At 40.8% G+C, this 21,310-nt stretch carries 18 protein-coding genes; 2 read left to right on the top strand and 16 right to left on the bottom strand.

The features are described from left to right. Positions 1-75: 75 nt before the first annotated feature. From ACFSGI_RS01445 to ACFSGI_RS01430, 4 genes are all read right to left on the bottom strand, one after another. On the bottom strand, positions 76-399 hold the full coding sequence (locus ACFSGI_RS01445) for a hypothetical protein (protein ID WP_204826608.1): 324 nt from the start codon (positions 397-399) through the stop codon (positions 76-78). Positions 400-872: 473 nt separating this feature from the next. Continuing rightward, positions 873-1,964, bottom strand: coding sequence for a D-alanine--D-alanine ligase (locus tag ACFSGI_RS01440; RefSeq protein WP_204826607.1), 1,092 nt, complete (start codon positions 1,962-1,964; stop codon positions 873-875). A gap of 130 nt (positions 1,965-2,094) precedes the next feature. Continuing rightward, positions 2,095-2,394 carry a chorismate mutase gene (locus tag ACFSGI_RS01435; RefSeq protein WP_204826606.1) on the bottom strand — a complete coding sequence of 100 codons (300 nt, stop codon included), beginning with the start codon at positions 2,392-2,394 and terminating at the stop codon, positions 2,095-2,097. A gap of 158 nt (positions 2,395-2,552) precedes the next feature. Then, positions 2,553-3,527, bottom strand: a complete 975-nt coding sequence (locus tag ACFSGI_RS01430; protein ID WP_204826605.1) for a glycoside hydrolase family 5 protein — start codon at positions 3,525-3,527, stop codon at positions 2,553-2,555. Between the two features lie 679 nt (positions 3,528-4,206). Here ACFSGI_RS01430 and acnA point away from each other — a divergent pair. Further along, positions 4,207-6,936, top strand: coding sequence for an aconitate hydratase AcnA (acnA, locus tag ACFSGI_RS01425; protein WP_204826604.1), 2,730 nt, complete (start codon positions 4,207-4,209; stop codon positions 6,934-6,936). Between the two features lie 134 nt (positions 6,937-7,070). On the opposite strand, the gene ACFSGI_RS01420 is transcribed toward acnA, so the two are convergent. After that, positions 7,071-8,444, bottom strand: a complete 1,374-nt coding sequence (locus ACFSGI_RS01420) for a hypothetical protein (protein ID WP_204826603.1) — start codon at positions 8,442-8,444, stop codon at positions 7,071-7,073. A 358-nt stretch (positions 8,445-8,802) separates the two neighbouring features. After that, positions 8,803-9,546, bottom strand: coding sequence for an IclR family transcriptional regulator (locus ACFSGI_RS01415; RefSeq protein WP_204826602.1), 744 nt, complete (start codon positions 9,544-9,546; stop codon positions 8,803-8,805). Between the two features lie 267 nt (positions 9,547-9,813). Here ACFSGI_RS01415 and ACFSGI_RS01410 point away from each other — a divergent pair, with 267 nt between their 5' ends. Next, the gene (locus tag ACFSGI_RS01410) at positions 9,814-10,914 is read left to right on the top strand and encodes an alpha/beta hydrolase (RefSeq protein WP_204826601.1); all 1,101 of its coding nucleotides are present in this window, start codon (positions 9,814-9,816) and stop codon (positions 10,912-10,914) included. Positions 10,915-11,701: 787 nt separating this feature from the next. On the opposite strand, the gene ACFSGI_RS01405 is transcribed toward ACFSGI_RS01410, so the two are convergent. The 10 genes from ACFSGI_RS01405 to ACFSGI_RS01360 form a co-directional block, all read right to left on the bottom strand. Then, positions 11,702-12,568 (bottom strand): SDR family oxidoreductase, encoded by an 867-nt coding sequence (locus ACFSGI_RS01405; protein WP_204826600.1) that lies wholly within the window; start codon positions 12,566-12,568, stop codon positions 11,702-11,704. Positions 12,569-12,638: 70 nt separating this feature from the next. Beyond that, the gene (locus tag ACFSGI_RS01400) at positions 12,639-13,994 is read right to left on the bottom strand and encodes a F390 synthetase-related protein (protein WP_204826599.1); all 1,356 of its coding nucleotides are present in this window, start codon (positions 13,992-13,994) and stop codon (positions 12,639-12,641) included. Next, positions 13,985-14,878 (bottom strand): MBL fold metallo-hydrolase, encoded by an 894-nt coding sequence (locus ACFSGI_RS01395; protein WP_204826598.1) that lies wholly within the window; start codon positions 14,876-14,878, stop codon positions 13,985-13,987. The genes ACFSGI_RS01400 and ACFSGI_RS01395 overlap by 10 nt, the downstream gene beginning before the upstream one ends. After that, positions 14,875-15,867: an NAD-dependent epimerase/dehydratase family protein gene (locus ACFSGI_RS01390; RefSeq protein ID WP_204826597.1), complete on the bottom strand. Its 993-nt coding sequence runs from the start codon at positions 15,865-15,867 to the stop codon at positions 14,875-14,877. Before ACFSGI_RS01390 ends, ACFSGI_RS01395 begins: the two co-directional genes overlap by 4 nt. Beyond that, the gene (locus ACFSGI_RS01385; protein ID WP_204826596.1) at positions 15,864-17,162 is read right to left on the bottom strand and encodes an ATP-grasp domain-containing protein; all 1,299 of its coding nucleotides are present in this window, start codon (positions 17,160-17,162) and stop codon (positions 15,864-15,866) included. The genes ACFSGI_RS01390 and ACFSGI_RS01385 overlap by 4 nt, the downstream gene beginning before the upstream one ends. Further along, on the bottom strand, positions 17,152-18,150 hold the full coding sequence (locus ACFSGI_RS01380; protein WP_204826595.1) for a beta-ketoacyl-ACP synthase III: 999 nt from the start codon (positions 18,148-18,150) through the stop codon (positions 17,152-17,154). The genes ACFSGI_RS01385 and ACFSGI_RS01380 overlap by 11 nt, the downstream gene beginning before the upstream one ends. 56 nt (positions 18,151-18,206) lie before the next feature. Next, entirely contained in the window at positions 18,207-19,052 is an 846-nt protein-coding gene (locus ACFSGI_RS01375) for a lipoate--protein ligase family protein (protein WP_379282223.1), read from the bottom strand. A gap of 128 nt (positions 19,053-19,180) precedes the next feature. Further along, on the bottom strand, positions 19,181-19,774 hold the full coding sequence (gene folE, locus ACFSGI_RS01370) for a GTP cyclohydrolase I FolE (RefSeq protein WP_204826594.1): 594 nt from the start codon (positions 19,772-19,774) through the stop codon (positions 19,181-19,183). Between the two features lie 49 nt (positions 19,775-19,823). Next, the gene (locus tag ACFSGI_RS01365) at positions 19,824-20,102 is read right to left on the bottom strand and encodes a YneF family protein (protein WP_204826593.1); all 279 of its coding nucleotides are present in this window, start codon (positions 20,100-20,102) and stop codon (positions 19,824-19,826) included. 140 nt (positions 20,103-20,242) lie between these two features. Then, on the bottom strand, positions 20,243-21,277 hold the full coding sequence (locus tag ACFSGI_RS01360; RefSeq protein WP_204826592.1) for an HD-GYP domain-containing protein: 1,035 nt from the start codon (positions 21,275-21,277) through the stop codon (positions 20,243-20,245). Positions 21,278-21,310 lie beyond the last annotated feature (33 nt).

The raw sequence follows: 21,310 nt of genomic DNA, 5'->3' as shown, positions 1-21,310 counted from the left end.
CCTCCTCTAGAGTTGTTAGCAATGGTGTATACAGAAGAAAAGCATTCGATTTCATATGATTCTGTATGTGTATGATTAAACCGATTCTTGCTCTCCGAAAAACATTTCATGTGCGAGATCAGTCTGTACTCGTGCTTCTTCGTCTGTTAATTTGCGAACCAATTCCAATTCTACTGCGGTCACTTCTCGACCTTGAAAATTGATTTCAGCGATAGAGGCTGTGATTTTGACGATGGCGATCGCTACATTGTTCGGTGTATAGGCAATCACTTTTTGTCCGGTTGGATAGACGCGGAATCCGCTTTTCAGCATTTTACCTTTGCCGTATTCTAAAAGTTCGAGCAGTTCTTGTTCGTTTTTGAATTTGCATACAGAGTTAAATTCGGTTTGAAATCCCATGATCATTGCTCCTTTCGAGTAGGCGGTGGTTGAGGTGAGGTACGGACGCTTCGGGGATAGATGTTCTTCCCGTCGCTGTTAAGATCAGATATCTAAATTAGATTGCAAGCAGTCGATATCCGAGTCTTAAAGGCGATTGCGGTTGATGCTTCCGAAGTAGCTTTGCACGAAAGCTTGTAGCTCTTTCAGAACATTCTATCCCCTCCGCTAGAGGTACCTACACTTTTTCCACGCGGTTTAGTACATTAATATCTTGAATATCCTAACACCTTAAATCTTTAAACACTTAGAACCTTTAAATGCTTTGATGTTTGGTACTTAGATGTTTGGTACTTTAGCATTTACGGTTGTAAAGATGGTCAGGCTTGGAGAATAATGTGATGAATAGTAAAAAGAATAATCTTTTATCTACCTTATTCTATGTGTAGATCGCACTATCCATCTGGTCTGATGTGGAATAGTTATCGTTGGAACTATTCTCTTCCGTACTTGAGTTCATGACGTTGGTTATAGCGATCTATCCCTAACGTAATCAATTGATCTAGTAAGTCTGGATAAGCTGTACCGGTTTCGCGCCATAGTAGTGGATACATGCTGTATGCAGTAAATCCTGGCATGGTGTTAACTTCATTGATAAAGATTTCGCCATCGCTACGGCGAACAAAGAAGTCGGCACGACATAGTCCGTTTCCGTCGATTGCGCGGAATGCGCGGATAGCCAGTTCACGTAGGTTTTCAGCAAGTTCGCTATCAATTTCAGCAGGGATCACCATTTGAGATGTTCCGTCGATGTATTTCGCTTCGTAGTCATAATAATCGCTATTGGATACCACTTCACCGGGAACCGAAGCTTGTGGTAATTCGTTACCAAGTACACCGACTTCGATTTCGCGCGCGTCTACCGCTTCTTCTACAATCACTTTCAGATCATAGCGTAGTGCATAAGCAATCGCTTTTTCTAATTCATCACGATCTTTAGCTTTGGAAATACCTACGCTAGAACCCAGATTAGCCGGTTTGACGAAACAAGGGTAGCCTAGATTGGTTTCGATCGTTGTTAAAATATCGTATTGTTGAGTTTCCCATTCTTTCGAGATAAACGTTTCATATTTACACTGTGGCAAATGAGCTTGAGCGAATAATTTTTTCATAATCGCTTTATCCATCCCTGTCGAAGAAGCCAACACACCGGCACCGACATAAGGCATATCCATCATTTCAAAAAGACCCTGAATCGTACCATCTTCACCATATGTACCATGAAGAAGCGGGAACAATACGTCGATTTCACTCGTTTGTCCGCTTAACTTTTTCCAGAGGATACTCATCGCCTGTGAAGTCGCTTCTACTCCACCATCGATCTGTAGATCGCTTAATTGAGCAGGTGCTCCATGATACGCTTCTCCCATATTCCAGCGTCCTTGAGGATCGATATAGATCGGCATTACCTTATATTTGTTGTAATCAATTGCGTTAAGTACTGAGAAGCCGGTCTGCAAAGAAACTTCATGTTCGCCAGATTTACCACCATAAATCAAACCTACTGTTAATTTTGTTGCTGTCATTTGAGAACCCCCGTTAGTTATTGTACATTATGAAAGCATCACCATAGATGCTATTGTAAATGATCGTTATTATATAACCTGTATTCAGTATAAAGCTTGTACAAAAACACTGCAAAAAAACTTTGTCTACTTATCTATTGCTTGAATTGATTCGCTCATGTTCTTGTAGTTCATCTTCAATAAAACCTGTAATCATTGCTCGGTAGACCTTTTCTGCGATCGATGGATTTAATGTGTGTTCTACAGCAAGCTGACGAACTTTAGCGATCACCGACTCAACTCTTGCAGGTGCTTGTACAGCATCTTTATCTTTTTTAAAAGCGGCCGCTTGTTTTACATACTGACTCCGTTCACTTAACAATTGAATAATTTGTTCATCTAACTGATCGATACTTTCTCTTACCTCATCTAAATTCTGACAATCTCTCATCTCTGCTCATCTCCTCTATCATTTGCTTGCTAGATCATTTCTAAATCTTATTTCGTTCTATTATAAATGTCTTCTTTAAATTACCCAATACAAAGCCAACAAAAAAAGACAACTGAAGTATCCAGTTGCCTTCTTGTGATTTGCTATTAGATATCGTTTTACTGATAAATTCCTGCTTTTTTAGAAGTGGCTTTGATCCCATTCGGATCATTTACAATAATGTTACCTGCGCTTGTTAAGCTACCTGCGGGGCCATTGTTGAGATCAAGGTACGATAGATCAGAGCTATTACCATACCAAGACCATGCTAACCAGCCGACTCCTTTTTGTTGACCGTATTTCATGATGGCATACTCATCTACATCTTCCCCTTGATGGAATCCACCAAATTCGCCGATGATCAGCGCTAGACCTTTATTGAGTACATTTTCCATATTGGCTTTGACTGTAGCATCGTCTTTCCCTGCATATTGATACATATGAATAGAGAATACCGTATTCTTTTTAGAATCGGCTGCTAACACAGACTGCCCGTAATCTACAATCGATTGCGGATATTGTCCCCACCCAGCAGCGTCTACGATTAGTGTGTGATTTAGTCCAGCATTTCTTAATTTAGGAATAGCTTGTTTGTAGCCATTCGCCCATCCTTCACTATTCCATGTACCGTACCACTCATTAGCGATATTGATAATCACTCGATCTTCTTTGCCAACTAACGCATCTTTGATACTGATCCAATAGTTAACAGCATTATTTAACTTGGCTACATCATCGCTTCCTGTAGCATCATGTACTTCTAGAACAGCGATCATTTTATATTGATTAACCAGTGCCAGAATATTTTTTACCGAGTTGATATCGTCTTTAGTATATTGAGTTCCGTCAGATAATACGATTCGTACAGTGTTTGCACCTGTTTTGGCGATAGCTGGAATAGCAGCGTTCAGGTCATTTTTGAACCATGTATGAGAATGGTTCACTCCTCTCATGACAAAAGGCTTGCCTGTTGAATCATATAATTTGGTACCGCTTACATAAAATCCAGTAGCAGCAGACGATTTCGATACCCCGATCGTGACGAATACCAACATTGTTACTAGCACCATCATTAAGCTTTTTCTCAACAACATATAAAGCCTCCTTTGTTATTTGGGAAATGAGCCAACTATTCGACATGTCCCTTGTAAATTATCATCAAACGTATTCAATTACAATATTTGTTTTAATTGTAAAAATGAAATTAATTATAAAATACGTTCTTAATCTAATACTAACCTATCATCATCCAATAAAAAGGAACTAAATTATATGATTATTTCCTTTATTTTCGCAAAATCAATAAACAAAATATAACAATAAAGAATAAATATAAAGTCATAAAGTAACTCATTATGTTTATACGATTTGAATCGAATTTCTACTATTAAGGAAGAATACGATTCAGAAAATTTTTCGTTTACTTAAAAAGATGTTACCGAACTAGAATATAGTCCTTTTCAAGATTGTAATGTAATCAAATTTCTTCCAAAAACATCTTTACTACCTACCATGTAAACGGTATACTTAATACAAGAATTACTTTTTGAAATTGTGTTTCACTGTATGAAACTATAAAACTTTTTACCTTTCTCCATTTTGAATAATTCGATTTTAGTTGCTTAATAGTATAGAATAGTAATGAATTGAACCGTTTTCATTTCTAATTTTATCCAGCAAGCGTTTGAAGATCATTTGCCAAAATGTAGAGGATTTTTCCCTGTAACGCAAAATCCAAAAAGTAAGCCGTATTTTATTTGAGGAGGGGCATCTATGTCACCAAAAGATTCATTTTCTGTTGGCCGAGAACTGAAAGTGAGAGACCAGTCTTACCGTTATTACAGCCTTAATGCTTTAGCTGAACAAGGTTTTGAACACATTTCCAAACTTCCTTTCTCGATTCGTGTGCTTCTTGAAGCTGCTGTTCGTCAATACGATGGACGCGCGATTACTGAAGAACATGTGAATCAACTTGCGAACTGGAGTGAAGGTCGCGAAGAGAAAGAAATTCCATTTATCCCTGCACGTATCGTGCTTCAGGATTTTACCGGTGTCCCTGTAGTTGTTGATTTAGCTGCTATGCGTGATTTTGTTAAAAAATCCGGTGGCGATCCAAAACAGATCAATCCGCTTGTACCGGTTGACCTTGTTATTGACCACTCTGTTATGGTAGACGCATTCGGTACGCCTGATGCACTTGAATATAATATGAATATTGAATTTGAACGTAATGAAGAGCGTTACCGTTTCTTGCGTTGGGCGCAAACAGCATTTGATAATTTCCGTGCTGTTCCACCAGCTACAGGTATTGTTCACCAAGTAAACTTGGAGTATCTTGCTTCTGTAGCAGCAACTCGTACGGTTGATGGCGAACTACAAGTATTCCCTGATTCTTTAGTAGGTACAGATTCACATACAACAATGATCAACGGTCTAGGTGTTGTTGGTTGGGGTGTTGGTGGTATCGAAGCTGAAGCAGGTATGCTTGGACAACCGCTATACTTCGTTATGCCAGAAGTGGTTGGTTTCAAATTAACAGGTAGCTTGAGTGAAGGCGCAACAGCAACAGACTTAGCGCTTACTGTAACTCAAATGCTTCGTAAAAAAGGCGTAGTTGGTAAATTCGTAGAATTCTACGGCCCAGGTCTAAGCAATATCAGTCTGGCTGACCGCGCAACTGTAGCAAATATGGCTCCTGAGTATGGCGCAACAATCGGTTTCTTCCCTGTTGATGATGAGACATTGTTCTATCTTCGCAACACAGGACGTGCTGATGAGCAAGTTGAATTGGTTGAAGCTTACTACAAAGCACAAAACATGTTCCGTACAGCAGAAACACCTGATCCAGTATTCTCTGACACCATTGAATTGGATCTAGCTTCTGTCGTACCGAGTCTTGCTGGACCAAAACGTCCACAGGATCGTATCGAACTTACTAATATGCAATCTAGCTACCAAAATGCAGTACGTACTCCTGTAGATGCAGGCGGTTACGGATTGTCGGATGAGAAAATTGCTGAGAAAATCACAGTAAATCATCCAAACGGTAAAACCACTCAAATGGGTGCAGGTGCAGTCGTTATCGCTGCAATCACAAGTTGTACAAATACATCTAACCCTAGCGTTATGCTTGGTGCTGGATTACTTGCACAAAAAGCGGTTGCTCGCGGATTGAAAGTACCTAGCTATGTGAAAACAAGCTTAACCCCTGGTTCATTGATCGTTACAGAATATCTACAAAAAGCTGGCGTGGATAAAGATCTAGAAGCGCTTGGTTTCTACCTAGCAGGCTATGGTTGTGCAACATGTATCGGTAACTCCGGTCCATTGCCAGACGAAGTGGGACAAGCAATTGCAGACAATGATCTAACTGTTGCTTCTGTATTGTCTGGTAACCGTAACTTTGAAGGACGTATTCATGCTCAAGTGAAAATGAACTATCTAGCTTCTCCTCCACTTGTTGTAGCTTACGCGCTTGCAGGAACAGTCGATATTGATCTACAAAATGATCCAATCGGTTATGATCCTACAGGTGAAGCTGTATACTTGAAAGATATCTGGCCTACAGCGAAAGAAATTCGCGATGCGATCGGCTTATCCATTTCTCCAGAAATGTTCCGTAGCCGTTATGAGCATGTATTTACAGCGAACAAACGTTGGAATGAGATTCCTGTTCCAGAAGGTGAATTGTATGAGTGGGATGACAAATCTACTTATATCCAAAATCCACCATTCTTTGAAAAACTGGCTGATGGTATCAAAGATATCGAAGATATTCGCAGTGCACGCGTGCTTGCATTGCTTGGCGATTCGGTAACAACCGATCATATCTCACCAGCAGGTAATATTTCTCCTTCTTCACCAGCAGGCGAATACTTGAAAGAAAACGGTGTTGAGCGTAAAGACTTCAACTCTTATGGTTCCCGTCGTGGTAATCACCAAGTAATGATGCGCGGTACGTTTGCTAATATCCGTATTCGTAATCAGGTTGCTCCAGGTACAGAAGGTGGCGTAACGACTTACCTTCCTACTAACGAAGTGATGTCGATCTATGATGCATCGATGCGTTATCAAGAAGAAGGTCAAAACTTGATCGTTATTGCTGGTAAAGAATACGGTACAGGTAGTTCTCGTGACTGGGCAGCAAAAGGTACATTCTTGCTAGGCGTCAAAGCTGTTATCGCTGAAAGCTTTGAACGTATTCACCGTAGTAACTTGGTAGGTATGGGCGTATTGCCACTACAATTCCAAGAAGGTTACGGTTGGAGCAGTATGGGACTTAAAGGTACAGAGACATTTGATATCGTAGGATTGAGCAACGATGTGAAACCAGGTCAACAAGTTACTGTCAAAGGTACTCGTGAAGATGGTACAACATTTGAATTCCAAGTAACTGCTCGTCTGGATAGTGCTGTAGACGTAGATTACTACCATAACAGTGGTATCTTGCAAACAGTACTTCGTCAAATGATGCAAAACACTAACAAAGGTGAAACAGTATAATACACCTTTATTCATAAAAAGAATCCTCTTGTCCATTTCATATGGCGCAAGAGGATTCTTTTTAGTTTCTATTTATATAGGGGAAATTACTGAATATAGCTAAGACTGCTTAAAATATAGCCCTATTATTTATCTTATAAAAAATGATCTATATTTATATATTTATGAGCGGCTTGTTGATACCATGTTAATTCTGGAATCCATTGATTATCATAATCTTTCATATATATAGAAAATGGAACTAAATTCTGACTATAATTCTCTATTTTTTGAGTAGCTGTTACTTCAGAACCTTTCATATCCTTATCCAAATGCCAAGTAACATGGCCGTGAATATACAGATCTTGATTACCTCTTTGCATCGTATAGATAACATTTTCACTATAACCATTTACATGAATATGTTTGGCAGAAGTAGCTGCCTTTGGATTTCCTCTACCTGCATTCCAATTCTTATGCACCATCGAAATATAATCATTCGGAGTTCCTACTGCTGTAGGATGAAGATATACAACAGGGCTAGTGTTCGTTTCACTCCTCTCTGAATACAAGCCATCTAAACGGCGATTTAGAAATAGCAAGTTATCGTTTAGATTTTTTAATAAACAATTCAATAAATGTTCCTTTGATAAATATTTAAATCCATTCAAATATTCTGAAAGTTGAGGAGCGACTACTACTAGCATCGAATCTGCCTGAATTCTAGCATCTGTCGCATCCAGTTGATTCTTCGTTTGGTCGAGATACTGTTGAAGATACTGTTCCATAGCATCAATCGGTGTCATATCTATTGCCATTGGTTCATTGGCTCGGGATAAAGAACTCATCTGATTATAGGCTAATAACGTGGTCTGCATAGATTTCGGAAAAATAGCCCACTGAAATTTAAGTACTTTTAAACGGGACTTCACTTCTTCTTTGGTGACATGTTGTTCTACGCTATCATAAAAAATAGTTGTTTCTCCATCCTCTTTATCCATTACAGCATGTAAAGAAAATTTTTGTAATATGTTACTTGCTATTTGTTTCAGTTGCTCATGAGCTAATTCTTTATTTTCGATAAAAGAAATAGCTTGGTCGTATTCGTCAATCTCTTGTTGCAAGATGGCTGTAAATAATGCAATATCTAATCCATATTGCTGACGAGCAGTCGTTATTTTTTCTTTAATCCCTACTTTGCCAAAAGCAATCATCAAATCAGCAGGTGTTGTTTTTTGACCATCTATACGAAGCTTACGTTGAATAACCGCAGGTTGAAGCGATTGATCTGTACGAAGAGTCGATATTAACATCATTTGAGCAACGGCTTGATTACCTATTTGTTTTTGCAAATGAGGTAGAACTGAAGGGTACGTAGACATAGAATGTGTTGCCTCTTGAGTAAGCATCTGTTGTGTCACGGCTTGTAATTGGATCGGTGTAGACGTGTTGGAGGTATACAAATGGGCTTTGGGATGTGGAAGTTTTTTGGACGTATGATCCGTTTTTGAAGAAGGGTAAGCATACATGCTTTGAATTCCTCCTTATTCTTAATAGACATTTATTTAAATATTCTAATCGTGTTCAATAGAGAACTTAATCATAAATGTTGTTCTGATTGTATCATATATGGATGCTCTACATACTTAATATTGGAATACATGGTAGTTATCTCATTTTTTTGAAATGACATGATCTTTCGACTTTTCAAATGCTTCAAACCGATCATAGCTATAGCAAAAAACCTGCTGATTAATCAACAGGTTAAGATATTATATATCACTACTGCCTAATCTGAACAGTAATACATAACGATATCCATAAAAAATAACTACAAATGTAGCTCAACTATGACTTTACTGTACTATGCGTATGAATAAAACTTGCTTATCTTAATTTAAAGCCCATCTCTTGCGCTGCTTGGATCAATACAGGCGCATACTCATGCAATTTGTCCATCGACAGGCGACTGACAGGCCCTGATAACGACAACGAAGCTCGTAATGCCCCTGTCCGATCAAAAATCGGTACAGCGACTGCGGCGGCTCCAGGTTCACGCTCTTCATAACTGGTCGAATAGCCGTTACGTTGTACTTCTGCGATCTGCTCACGATAATGTGTTACATCTACAGTATTTGGCCAATCAGGACTATTTAACAATTCCTCTTGCTGTTCGCTACTGGAAAATGCAACAAGAACTTTACTCGATGCTCCAACAGTCAAAGGCAATCTCGCTCCGACAGGCGCAACACGTCGTACAGCCTGATTACTTTGCACCGCCTGAATCCGCAAGCGCTCGTCTCCATCTCGCAAGTACAGACTGATCGTTTCTCCCAATTGTTCGCGTAATTCTTCCATATCTGCAAGTAACAACAACGCAGGATCATCGTTTTGTGAAAGGTGGGTCGATAACTCCCATATTTTGATACCCAGACGGTATTTATCTGTACTGCTGTTGCGAATCACAAACCCTTTTTCCTCTAAAGTCGCTAATAGCCGATGTACTGTACTTTTGTGTAATCCGATCTCGGTTGCAATCTCGGTGAGTCCAAGGTCGCTTGTTCGGGTAAAACACAGTAATATGTCTAACGCACGTTCTACTGCTCGTACAGTTAACTTGCGATCTTCCATTGTTGTCGCCTCCGCATTTGAATCTATTCATAAGCAAACTGTCTAATTTTGTAAGTTTCACCCAATGAAACTTGGTTACATAAATTATATCGAAGCTAGCTCTAATCGTAAAGAGAAATACGTCGATAATAATGAAGAAGACATTGAGCTGACATTGACTTTGCTTTCATAGACTTTTACCATAAGTAGATAATGTCGAATCAAATCGGTTCATGGAACAATGGATGCTAGAACAAACAATACATTCTCACTTCTAGGAGGAGCAAGATGTCCACTACTTTGCAAGAAAATGCAAAGCCCCATTCATCTGAGCTAGAAGAGACACCTCCTGTAGTTTCACCAAGACAGATTCGAATAAAGCATGTTGTGGTAGCTTTCCTGTTATCCATAGTGTTTTTTTTCCTGTTTTGCTTTGTGGCACTGCATGCCTATATTGCTTGGGTGCTGTCTAATCCGACAGTAGCAAGTGTCTATTCTAATCCGATGCAGGCAAAAGGAATGGCGTACGAAGATATTACATTTCCAGCGGCAGATGATAGCCGGATGATGCAGGGCTGGTACATTCCAGCAGAACAAAAGTCGTCCAAAACGATTATTTTCAGTCATGGATATGGTGCCAATCGAGAAGAAACATGGATTCCTATGTATGATCTCGCTCATTACGCACATAAGCTTAATTTTAATGTCATTATGTTCGATTATGGATTTGCCGCCAAAACGAATAAAGAAGTCGCCACCGGTGGTAAAAAAGAATCTCAACAATTACTTGGAGCGATTCAACTTGCCAAGCAAAAAGGATCTCAAGAAATTGTAGTCTGGGGCTTTTCGATGGGGGCAGGTACAGCCTTACAAGCTGGACTCAAAACCAAAGATGTAACTGCGATGATTTTAGATAGTACTTTTTTGTTAGAACCGGATACGCTTTATTATAATATTCAGCAACAGTTAGATCTTCCACGACATCCATCACTGGAAATTCTGGAATTTCTACTGCCGATCGTTAACGGGACAAGCTTGAATCAGATTCCATATCAACAGGTGAAAAAGGAAGATTATCCGTTCCCAATTTTCTTTATACATGGAACCAATGATGACAAAGCACCTTACCAGATTGCAGAGCAACTTGCAGCGAATCAGACCAATCCCAATTCAGGAAGTTGGGTGATTCAAGGAGCTCATCATGAACTTGAGTTCCGCGAACATCCACGCGAGTATTTGCGGAAAGTTTCGGATTTCCTGAGTAGTCTGAATCTGGCTGAAGAAGATGATGTAAATAAGGAGCCTCTTTTAAATGATGGAGCTTCTGACAGCACTTCTTCGACTTCCAATGCATCAACTGCTACTACCAAGGATGCGAATAGTAAATAACATATGAAATAGCTATAACTCGAAAAGCCCAATGTATTCTCTTTTGAAGAGATAGATTGGGCTTTTGATATGTATTAATTACTCTTACTGCATTTATGTACTATGTACTTTTTAAAATAAATATTGGTTCAGCAGTCATACTAGGATCAACATCTATTACTATTCGAGAAGAATCTATACCCATTTCGCGCAAAACATGCGTACTTGCTCGTTAATACGATTACGTACATAAAGCGTTATAATGTCTCCTCTTTCATATAAAAAAGATTTTGGTGAATCCGATGCGAATAATGTAGTCATGTTTTAATCCCACTGCGTTCATATAAAACGGCTCCGTGTTGCTGGCATCTAAGCATGTGCTCATACCTTTAAATCCCACTACGTTCATATAAAACCGAAACATCATGTTCCACTCTGTCGACTTCCTTTTCTATCTTTAAATCCCACTACGTTCATATAAAACGTTCAGATATCAGGCGGATCGGGCCCATACGTAATAACTCTTTAAATCCGACTACGTTCATATAAAACCCCGAACTTTTACACCTCTAAACCCGCACTACATCAACGTTTTGTCCAATTTGTTTTTTGCGTTTTGCATTGAACCTCCAATAAGGAAAATAGACACTTGTCTAAAAACGCTTCAATCCCTTACTACACAAGGCATCTAGCGGATTCGACAAAATAATCGCTCACTGCATTTTGATCGTTATTGCTTTATATTCCAATCATACGTCAGACCAACTCAATCTTTCAATACTATACGAAATACATTTCCATATTCTCTTTAAGACTTCAAAGCACGTCCTATCACCCATTCAAGCACACGCCAGGGTACAAATTTGCGTGCCCAAATCATAATCTGAGAACCTTCTCCAATAGCATATCTTAACTTGGGAGAGCGACGATCTACAATTTTGCCGATTAGATCAGCAACTTCTTGTGGGTCAGGTGCAGAAGATGCAGATTTGCGAGAATAGCGTAATACAGCTTCTAAGCGAGATTGATAAGGTGAATCGGGAACGGTATGGATATCTGCCAGCCCTTTTTCCCAGATCGAGGTACGATAAGAACCCGGTTCTACCAAGACCACTTTCACATTAAAATTAGCCATCTCATGACGCAAACTTTCACTGAATCCTTCGATAGCAAATTTGGATGTTGCATATGGCGCATATCCAGGAAAAGCAGACAATCCGCTCACACTGCTCATATTAATAATATAACCTTGCTTTTGCTCACGCATGATCGGAAGAACAGCGCGCGTGACAGCAATCAGTCCAAATACATTCGTTTCCAGTTGCGCTCGCCACGTCTCCATCGGAACATGTTCGATAAATCCACCAACAGCATAACCTGCATTATTGACCAAAATATCGATCGTTCCATATTGCGCCTGAATCTTTTCTATCGCTGTTGAGATCGATACTGTGTCCGTCACATCTAATTGCAAATAATGAATCCGATCGGCAATTCCTTTCTGTTCTGCGATACGTGCTAGCTCTGCCTGACGTGTCAGATCGCGCATAGTAGCAATAACAGTGATTCCTTTTTCCGCTAATAATACCGCAATTAACAATCCAAATCCGCTAGATGTCCCTGTCACCAAAGCGATACGTTGGCGTGTCAAAGGTGTGGATTCTACGTTGGACATGACATCATCGGCTCCCTTTGTAACTGAATTTTCAAATACGAACTAGATGTATAGTGGTTGATCTGGTTGTTTACAGCTTCCATCGTCGTTCGACTCGTCGTAACTTTACGATTCCCGGCGTGAATTGATATGTTGTAAATGTAATCGTTGGTGTAACGGCTTGCAATGAATCACAGATTTGCTTGATCCGTTGTTCAATCTGCGCTTCTACTGCCGAGTCTTGTTGCACCTGATCTGATTTTCCAGTGAGCTGATAACTTATTTCCAATTGATTGCGAGCATACTGGATCACACGATAATGTTCTATTGCTGATGAAGCACCTATAATCGCTCTGGTAACAAGATCAGGAAATAGCGGTACTAATTCTTCTTGCGTCTGATGAGCCATATAGATAATATCATCGCTACGTCCTTCAATTCGTTCGATTCGGAGCATCGGCGATCCGCAAGGACAAGGCTCTGCGGATTCGGTTAATATATCATTTAGACGGTATCGAATAATCGGCTGGGATACCCGCGAGAAATCAGTCACAATCGGTACAAAGCGCCGGCTCTGTTGATCTACTATTTCTTTTTGAATATGTACAATATCTTCATTCAGATGCAGATGACCATATGCACAAGTCGCCGCCAGAAACCCTTCGGTACATTGATAGACTTGATGTACAGTCTGTGCAAATACAGACTCTATATACTGACGATCTAGCGGATCAAGCACTTCTGCTACTGAAATTATTTTTTGCGGTTGGATCGTTAATAGACCATTTAGCTTCTGCTCGGCTAATAAACGTAACATCGATGCAGGTGCTATTAACAGACTCGAGCGATAGCTTTCCAGTTGCTGAATATGGTCTGAGATCGGTAATAATAGATCGAAATAGCAAAATTGCAATTTTCCTTTTTGCACTGACTCATATAGATTACTATTCGCTCTTAAAAAGAAAGCGATCTTCTGTTGTTGCCGAATACCACCGGGTAACAACTTGGCGAGTACTGTCCCTGTCCATTGCGCTTGCTCTTGCGGACTGACTAGAAATATTCCCCGATTACCTGATGTGCCTGAGGATAGACCGATCGTCACCCCTTGCAAAGTAGGCTCAAAATCTCGTGTCTGCTCGGCTTGATCAGCAATCTGCATCGCTTCCTGTTTGGAAATTCCGAGTGTATTCAATAGATCAAAATGTTCCATCATAATCGACTTATCGATTAACGGAAAGTCTCGCCACTGATGATCAGGTACTCCCTGCCACCATTGACGATAAAAAGGAGATTGCTTACGTATACGACGCATATGCTTGACGATTTTCTTTTCTTGCCAGTGCATAAGTTGTGTTCTGCTTGTCCATTGTGCCCGGTGGCGAGTGCGCCAATAATAATACAGTATGCGAAGCGTGTGGAGCAGTTCGCTTAGTCTGTTCACAACCATCGTCCTCCCCAATGTTGTAATACCTGATTACAATGACTAGGTACTATTCGAATAGATGGATAGTCAGTATGCATCTGACGTAATTTGTTCAGATTGATCATATATTGCTGACGATCAGACATAATCATGCCTGCTAACTTGTGCGGTGGTCGATTTTCGGTAAATGCTCTGCTTGACCATACGGTATCTGCACAGAGCAAATAATCGGCTGTCGCTGTCGATAACAGAATCCCGATCATTCCTTCTGCATGACCTGACAATTCAATCGCTATTAGACTTTTGTCTCCTAATAGATCATAACCATATTGCCAGGGGAAATTCGTCAATAGCGGATCTACAGATAAAGAGAGATCGCTATGTATCAGCGATGATAAAGGTGTCGCTTCTGATCGACTCCATGAACGTGAGCGCTCGACTAGATCATCCGGTAATAACCCGGCAAGAAATCCTGCTTTGACAGCACGTATAGGACTCAAATCTTTGACCGCTTGATACGATTCTGACAGATATATAAATGTCGCTTGTGGAAAATCTCTGGCACCGCCGATATGATCTCCATGAAAATGTGACAAGATCACATATGTAATCTGATCGCTACTTATACCTTGCTGTTCTAACTGAGCAACTACCGAATCTTTGGGTTGATATAAGACAGGTGTAATATAACGATACAACGATTGCGGTAATGTAGCGGTTTCGTCAAAAAAACGCGCACTATATCCTGTATCGAACAATATATAACCATGTTCTGGATGCTGAATACAAGCAAACCCTGCTGGAAATGACACTGCTCGCAATGAACCACCACGCAACGTTAACCATTCAGGATGTGTACAATATCCAGCCGCACCTATCCATAATCGAACTGCTGTTGAAGTGATCACTGTCTACACCACCAATCTGCAAATCGTTCTAACCCTTCATCTACACTAATACGTGGCATATAACCCAGTTGCTTTTGCGCTAACGAAATATCCAATGTATGCGGTACAGCGATTGAACCGACACTATAACGAGTCAATGGAGGCTCACCTAACGCAGGTATAAACCGATAAATCATTTCCATCGTTCCAGCTACCAGATAAGCAACAGGATAAGGCACATGACGAGTATGTAAAGGAATATCCAAACGTTGAAATAAACGAGACAACAATTCGATAAAAGGAATCGGCTCGCCGTTGGATATATTGTAAGCTTGACCCAGGGCATATTCAGGAGCCTGTACACCTAATAACATAGCATCCACCACATTATCGACATACGTCAGATCAATCGGAGCACGTCCACCTTGCAATAAAGGTACGCCGGATTGACGATTAGCTTCTAATAGACGTGGAAATAGTGTCTGATCCATCGGTCCAAAAATAGCGCGCGGACGAATGATAATCGATGGTAATCGTTGCTTTTGATATGCCTGTTGTACAATCTGTTCGGCTAATAATTTGGTACTCGCATAATGATTCACAGATTTGCGAGGTAAAGGATCAGATTCGGCAATTCCGTAGTGAGCTTTGCCATCAAAATACACACTTGGTGTAGAGACATGAATCAAGCGCTCAACATGATGCTGAATACAACCCTCTACAATATGAGCAGTAGCTTCTACATTGCTTCGATAAAAAGAGGAATAAGTGCCCCAGGGTGAAGATAATGCCGCACAATGAAATACCACATTTTGCCCTTTACAAGCTTGTATTGTCTGCTCTGCATCGCATAGATCGTAATATTTCATCTGTACACCTAGTTGCTCTAAAGCTCGACCACGACTATGATCTCGTCCGGTTCCACTCACTTCCCAGCCTAATTCCACCAATCGTCTTGCCATATGTCCGCCTAGAAATCCTGTAGCGCCGGTAATCAATGCTCTGGTCATACGTTCTCCTTTCCGTTCCATTCGATATCATAGGTAAATGCTTCTGTAATCGATATTCGCTGTGTACGACTGGTTAGATACGCTTGAATCACCAGCCGAAATTGTTCCCACAATGGCTTACGATCATCTTTGTGATACACGACATCAGTCGCTTGTTGTAGACTTTTCCACCAGTCGCGCCAGTCTTGTCGTCTACGATTGTATTTAAATCCTGCTACCCACATCGGTAATGTCAGTACTCTAGCTGTTCCGGGTTCCGGCATAATCACTTGTCCACGCTGTACAAAAGAATCGGGATCGATGACTGCTTGCACCAATACATCTTGTTGCTGAAATAGATGAATACCGCTTGTGGCTCGTGGATTACATTCGATCGGATATAACAGACCTGTAGACGCTTCTTCTATAAAATCAAAGCTAATCTGACCGCTAAATGCTTCATCTGACTGCTTTGGATCATCTACGCTTAGATGTTGTACAAATTGGCATACCCACTTATAAGCTTGCTGATGTTCTATCGCTTCAAAGTAGACACTCGCTCCTGTACGTGATGTTCTGTAGTGACTTGTATATGTCGCATGAGCGATAACGATTCCTTGATGAACGATACTATAGGTGCAAATTGCTTTGCCTTTAATATACTGTTGCGCAATCCAACCGGATGATTCAGAGCTGTTATTGATTGCTGTTATTTCGGTTGTTGTAGATATAGTTGTTTTAGTATCTTGTTTGGTTTGAGCTGTGCTACGTCTGGACTCCCAGGGCATGATAACTTTCGATGCAAATCTTGAATAGACAGGCTTTCGTACAAATGTATTCCCTGCTTGATCAGGCATCGCATAATCATAGAAATCGATAGATGGATCTTCCACTGGAAAAGTAAGCGGTACAGCGAGATGGCTAGCGATCACTTGCTCTATAAATTTTCCTTTGTGATGCAGATCATGAAGTGTATTGATATTCGGTGTCAGCACACGACAATAAGACTGTAACTCTTCTAACCCTTCGGCAATATAGAAAATCTCCTCACACGTAGGTATAAGAAGATATATCTGATACTGTATAATCAACTGCTTCAATGCAGTGAGATAAGCTTGCGGTTGTTGACGAGGCGGTGGCACTTCAAAGCTTTCCAGAACAGCGCTAGACACACGACAGAGATGATAACGACTACTTTCAGCTACATAGACCTGATGACCGTTACGATGCAAAAGACGCGCCCATTCAAGCGCTACTGGAGCACGTCCACCTGTTATCAGTATCCGTTGTGGTGCTTGAGCTGGCTCAGTAATCAAGAACCATTCCTCCTAGAGATAGACCCGCGGCTGTTCCCATCAGTAGTATGCGATCTCCACGCTGAATCTGCCCCTGCACAATCGCTTCGTGAATCCCCATTGGAATCGAAGCTGCTATCGTATTACCATGATGAGGTGTAATATCGAGAAATTGCTGCTCATGAATACCTAACTTTTTGTGTATTAGACGCATCGCCATAGCACTTCCCTGATGAGGAATAACCAATTTGATATCATCCATTTTGGTATGAGATTGCTCTAATAGTTGATCGATAAAATCAGGCAATAAACGCGAAGCCATACGAAATATTTTCTGTCCATCCATAAAAAATAAAAAAGAATCGGCGAGTTCCTTTTGCATATGAGCAGGTAATCGGGTACCTCCCCCTTGAATTTCAGAATAGCGCGCCCCTTTGCTATACGTTTGAAGCGATGTATGTATAATGCTAGCAGGCTCGTCTGACGTCGATGCACCAATAATTACTGCTGCTGCACCATCTCCGAATAACGCTGCACTTTCTTTTTCCTTCCAATTCAACCCGGCTGATGCGATCTCTGTAGACACTAACAAAACATGACGATACCGTCCTGCCGCAACCAAATAAGACATAGTATCTAACCCTACAAGAAAGCTAAGACAGGTCGCATCAATATCAAAAGCAGGCACACCTGAATCTTCTTGCCCCATTGCTTGTTGGATAAATACAGCCGTACTGGGTAACGGTTGCTCTTTGGTTCCACTTGTACATACCAGACAATCGATATCTGCAAAGGTAAGCCCGGCTGCATCCAGAGCATCTTGCGCCGCCTTCGCACCCATACTGGAAGCTGTCTCGCCTTCACTCACATAATGTCGTACACCTACATTTGTAGCTTTGTGCGTCCAACCTGCTGGTACGCCTAATTTCTGATCCAATTCCTCATCGGTTACTGTACGTTTGGGTAGATATTTTCCAGTGCCTACTATTTTGACTTTGCGAAGTTGCATTATAGACCTCTTTTCTAGTCCAACCTGTTGCTTCTTTACGATTGCACTGTCTTTAATTAGTTATCATATCTCTCGATCAAGTACGTTTCCATCTGCTTGATCTCGTCTTCAGCAAATAACGCTTGCTCATTTATATTCTGAATCGACTGACCTTCACTCAATATATATTGCAATTGCTCGGTATAAGATGCAACATCTGGTACCTGCGCTAATTCAGCAAGACTTCCCATCGTCCCTTGGTTTACCACAGGATATCCTTTATCTTGCTCTCCTACTGCCTGATCATAAAAGCTTCGAATACCTGCTGATAATTCATCTCCACTGCCTTCTACAATAATAAAAGCAGTAATAATATACGCTTTGGCTTGTCTACGTTGAGCAATTCCACAGAATTTGCGTCCATCAATACTGACATCATAATCTCCCGGGCAAAAAGCACCTTCAATCTCGCCTACATACGATTGATTATTCCATGGATCAACTGCTCTGCTAATCCAATCCGCCATAAAGCGAAAATCGCGATGAATACTAATATCACGCTTAGGATTAGGCAAAATAATTGACAAATTCACAATACCCGGATGTAAAGGCACAGCTGCTCCACCGGAAGGACGTACACAGACGGAAGTTCCTTTTTGACGAAATTGTTCCATCGCTTGTGTCGCATAAGTCAATCGTCGATCACGTAGCCCAATCGCCATCCCATCGGTATGTCTCCAAATATGTACGACAGGAGGATGCCCTTGTCCCACCTGACGGCACATCAATTCTTCCCATGCTAACGGTGCTAATATTGAATTCCCTTGCTCTACCAAAGGTCGCTCCATCCATACCGCATGTTCCAAACCTATCGGGCGATCTACTAATGTAGGGATAGCAAGTCGATGATTTTCTGCTGACACAATGATTCCTCCGCTTCATTTCGTCGATTCTGATGATTGTATTATAACAGTTTATGTCTATCCTCTACATAAAAAAATGGCAGGAACAATGCCAAATAGCATCATCCCTACCATTTTTAAACAATCATTTATTCTTTAATCAACGATAAAAACTCGGCACGTAATGGAGCATCTGTGCGGAATCCACCACGAACTGCGGAAGTGATCGTTTTGCTACCTGGCTTTTTGACACCTCGTGCACACATGCACAGATGTTCACCTTCCACAACAACCATAACGCCTGTTGGATCAAGTACTTCCACTAATATATCAGCGATTTGAGAAGTAATACGTTCTTGTACTTGAAGACGACGACTGACTGCTTCAACCAGACGAGCGAATTTACTCAAGCCAGCGATTTTGCCACTTGGTACATAACCGATATGAACTTTGCCGAAAAAAGGAGCCATATGATGTTCACATTGACTGTAATAGACAATGTCTTTTACGATAACCATTTCTTCGTGATTTTCGTTAAAAGTAACACCTAGCGCTTCTCTAGGATCTACGCTATAACCGGCAAAAATTTCTTCATACATACGAGTGACACGTGCAGGGGTATCAAGCAATCCTTCACGCTCTGTATCTTCTCCGATCAATTTCAAAATCTGACGGATATGGTCTTCAATCTGTGCGCGGTTCTCACCGACTTCGAGATTGGTATAATCTTTGATACCAGCCATAGTGACCTCCTTTTTCCATTACAAGGTCTTTATGGACCTGATGACTTCGTTATCTTCTACGTTTGCCTGTATTGCCGCGACCCATAGGAGGCATTTTAGCTTTAGGCGCTTTGCCACCTTGTGTATTGTTTTTCATCATTTGTTGTGCTTGTTGCATCTGCTTACCATTCAGGTTGTAACCCATTTGCTTCGCCATTTTTTGCAAAGCGGCTGGATCGTTTTGCATTTTTTCCATCTGTTTGCGCAAATAATATGCACCAATAAAAAAGCCGCCAATCAGACCGACAATTAAAGTCACGATTGGAATGACCCAGTTTAACCACGTCATAACTGCCACCCCTGTAGATGAATTATAGTGTGAAGTTCCTTCATAAAGGGTACACTACTCCCTTTACCATTAAAGGCAGGAACAGCATTTATCATAACATTTCCATTATCGGCTTAGCAAACATTTTCAATCGTTATTTGCTACATCATTACTGCTTCAATAAATGTTGTTGTCGCATTTGCTAGATCAATTTCTTTGACATCCAGATCGCCACCACTACCGCTAACAATGCGAACTACAGGGCGACCCGGTAATCCGCGATGCTGTCTTACGATAACGCCTGTTTCTTTGTTCGATAATCGTACACCTGTACCATTAGGATATACCGAGATAATACGTGTAAATTCCACTAACACATCATGATCTAGCATCCGATCAGATTGAGCCATCATTTCTTCACACGCTTGATGCGGTAGCAACCCTTGTCCACCATTTTCTTTGGATGTGATGAGGTTATCGTATATATTCGCTACTGCTACAATCCGGGCATACATATGAATTTCTTCTTCACTCAATCCGCGAGGCTTGCCTTTACCATCAATTCGTTCATGATGTTGAAGCGCAATATGAGCGATCATTAGATTGAATTCCCGTTTGGTTTTGATCCATTCGAATCCGCGCCATGTATGATGGTTTTTGGAATCGATATCCAGATCATCTTCAGCCAGATTAGAAAATTTGCCTACATCATGCAGTAACGCTCCGGTTGCCAAATCTTTTAGTTGATGCTGATTCAGTCCCATATTCATACCTATCATCGCTGATAATAAACAGACATTCATCGCATGTACATACTGCACATTATCACGCGTTTTGATATCGGTTAGTTGAATCTGTACTTCACGCATGCCCGTAATATCTTCAAGCAATTGTTCTATACTAAACGTAACTTTGTTAGGACTCCATTCTTTGCCAGAACGCACAGCGTCGAATGTATCACTCATTTCACGAATCATCATCTGTTTGGTTGCTTCACTGAGTACTTCTTCCATTTCTACATCTGCAAAGTTCTCGTCTTGAATATACAACATAGTGACTCCGATACGATTGAGCGTATTGATCATATAGACAGTTAATTGTACGCCAGCAGACAACAAAATAGCTCCATTGCCGGAATAGATCGCTTTGCCTAAATATTGCCCTGTCTCTACTTTATCGATGTTTACGTACCTCATGGGAAGTCTCCTTTACCGATATTAGGATATGAG

Origin of the sequence: Paenibacillus nicotianae, assembly GCF_042681745.1 — a bacterium.
GTDB classification, from domain to species: domain Bacteria; phylum Bacillota; class Bacilli; order Paenibacillales; family Paenibacillaceae; genus Saccharibacillus; species Saccharibacillus nicotianae.
Note: the sequence above shows the minus strand (reverse complement) of the source record. Positions and strands in the feature narration are given on the sequence as shown.

What these genes read in the sequence shown, in the direction of transcription:
- ACFSGI_RS01445 (WP_204826608.1), bottom strand. Translation starts at nt 399, where the DNA reads ATGGGATTTCAAACCGAATTTAACTCTGTATGCAAATTCAAAAACGAA.
- ACFSGI_RS01440 (WP_204826607.1), bottom strand. Translation starts at nt 1,964, where the DNA reads ATGACAGCAACAAAATTAACAGTAGGTTTGATTTATGGTGGTAAATCT.
- ACFSGI_RS01435 (WP_204826606.1), bottom strand. Translation starts at nt 2,394, where the DNA reads ATGAGAGATTGTCAGAATTTAGATGAGGTAAGAGAAAGTATCGATCAG.
- ACFSGI_RS01430 (WP_204826605.1), bottom strand. Translation starts at nt 3,527, where the DNA reads ATGTTGTTGAGAAAAAGCTTAATGATGGTGCTAGTAACAATGTTGGTA.
- acnA (WP_204826604.1), top strand. Translation starts at nt 4,207, where the DNA reads ATGTCACCAAAAGATTCATTTTCTGTTGGCCGAGAACTGAAAGTGAGA.
- ACFSGI_RS01420 (WP_204826603.1), bottom strand. Translation starts at nt 8,444, where the DNA reads ATGTATGCTTACCCTTCTTCAAAAACGGATCATACGTCCAAAAAACTT.
- ACFSGI_RS01415 (WP_204826602.1), bottom strand. Translation starts at nt 9,546, where the DNA reads ATGGAAGATCGCAAGTTAACTGTACGAGCAGTAGAACGTGCGTTAGAC.
- ACFSGI_RS01410 (WP_204826601.1), top strand. Translation starts at nt 9,814, where the DNA reads ATGTCCACTACTTTGCAAGAAAATGCAAAGCCCCATTCATCTGAGCTA.
- ACFSGI_RS01405 (WP_204826600.1), bottom strand. Translation starts at nt 12,568, where the DNA reads ATGTCCAACGTAGAATCCACACCTTTGACACGCCAACGTATCGCTTTG.
- ACFSGI_RS01400 (WP_204826599.1), bottom strand. Translation starts at nt 13,994, where the DNA reads ATGGTTGTGAACAGACTAAGCGAACTGCTCCACACGCTTCGCATACTG.
- ACFSGI_RS01390 (WP_204826597.1), bottom strand. Translation starts at nt 15,867, where the DNA reads ATGACCAGAGCATTGATTACCGGCGCTACAGGATTTCTAGGCGGACAT.
- ACFSGI_RS01380 (WP_204826595.1), bottom strand. Translation starts at nt 18,150, where the DNA reads ATGCAACTTCGCAAAGTCAAAATAGTAGGCACTGGAAAATATCTACCC.
- folE (WP_204826594.1), bottom strand. Translation starts at nt 19,774, where the DNA reads ATGGCTGGTATCAAAGATTATACCAATCTCGAAGTCGGTGAGAACCGC.
- ACFSGI_RS01365 (WP_204826593.1), bottom strand. Translation starts at nt 20,102, where the DNA reads ATGACGTGGTTAAACTGGGTCATTCCAATCGTGACTTTAATTGTCGGT.
- ACFSGI_RS01360 (WP_204826592.1), bottom strand. Translation starts at nt 21,277, where the DNA reads ATGAGGTACGTAAACATCGATAAAGTAGAGACAGGGCAATATTTAGGC.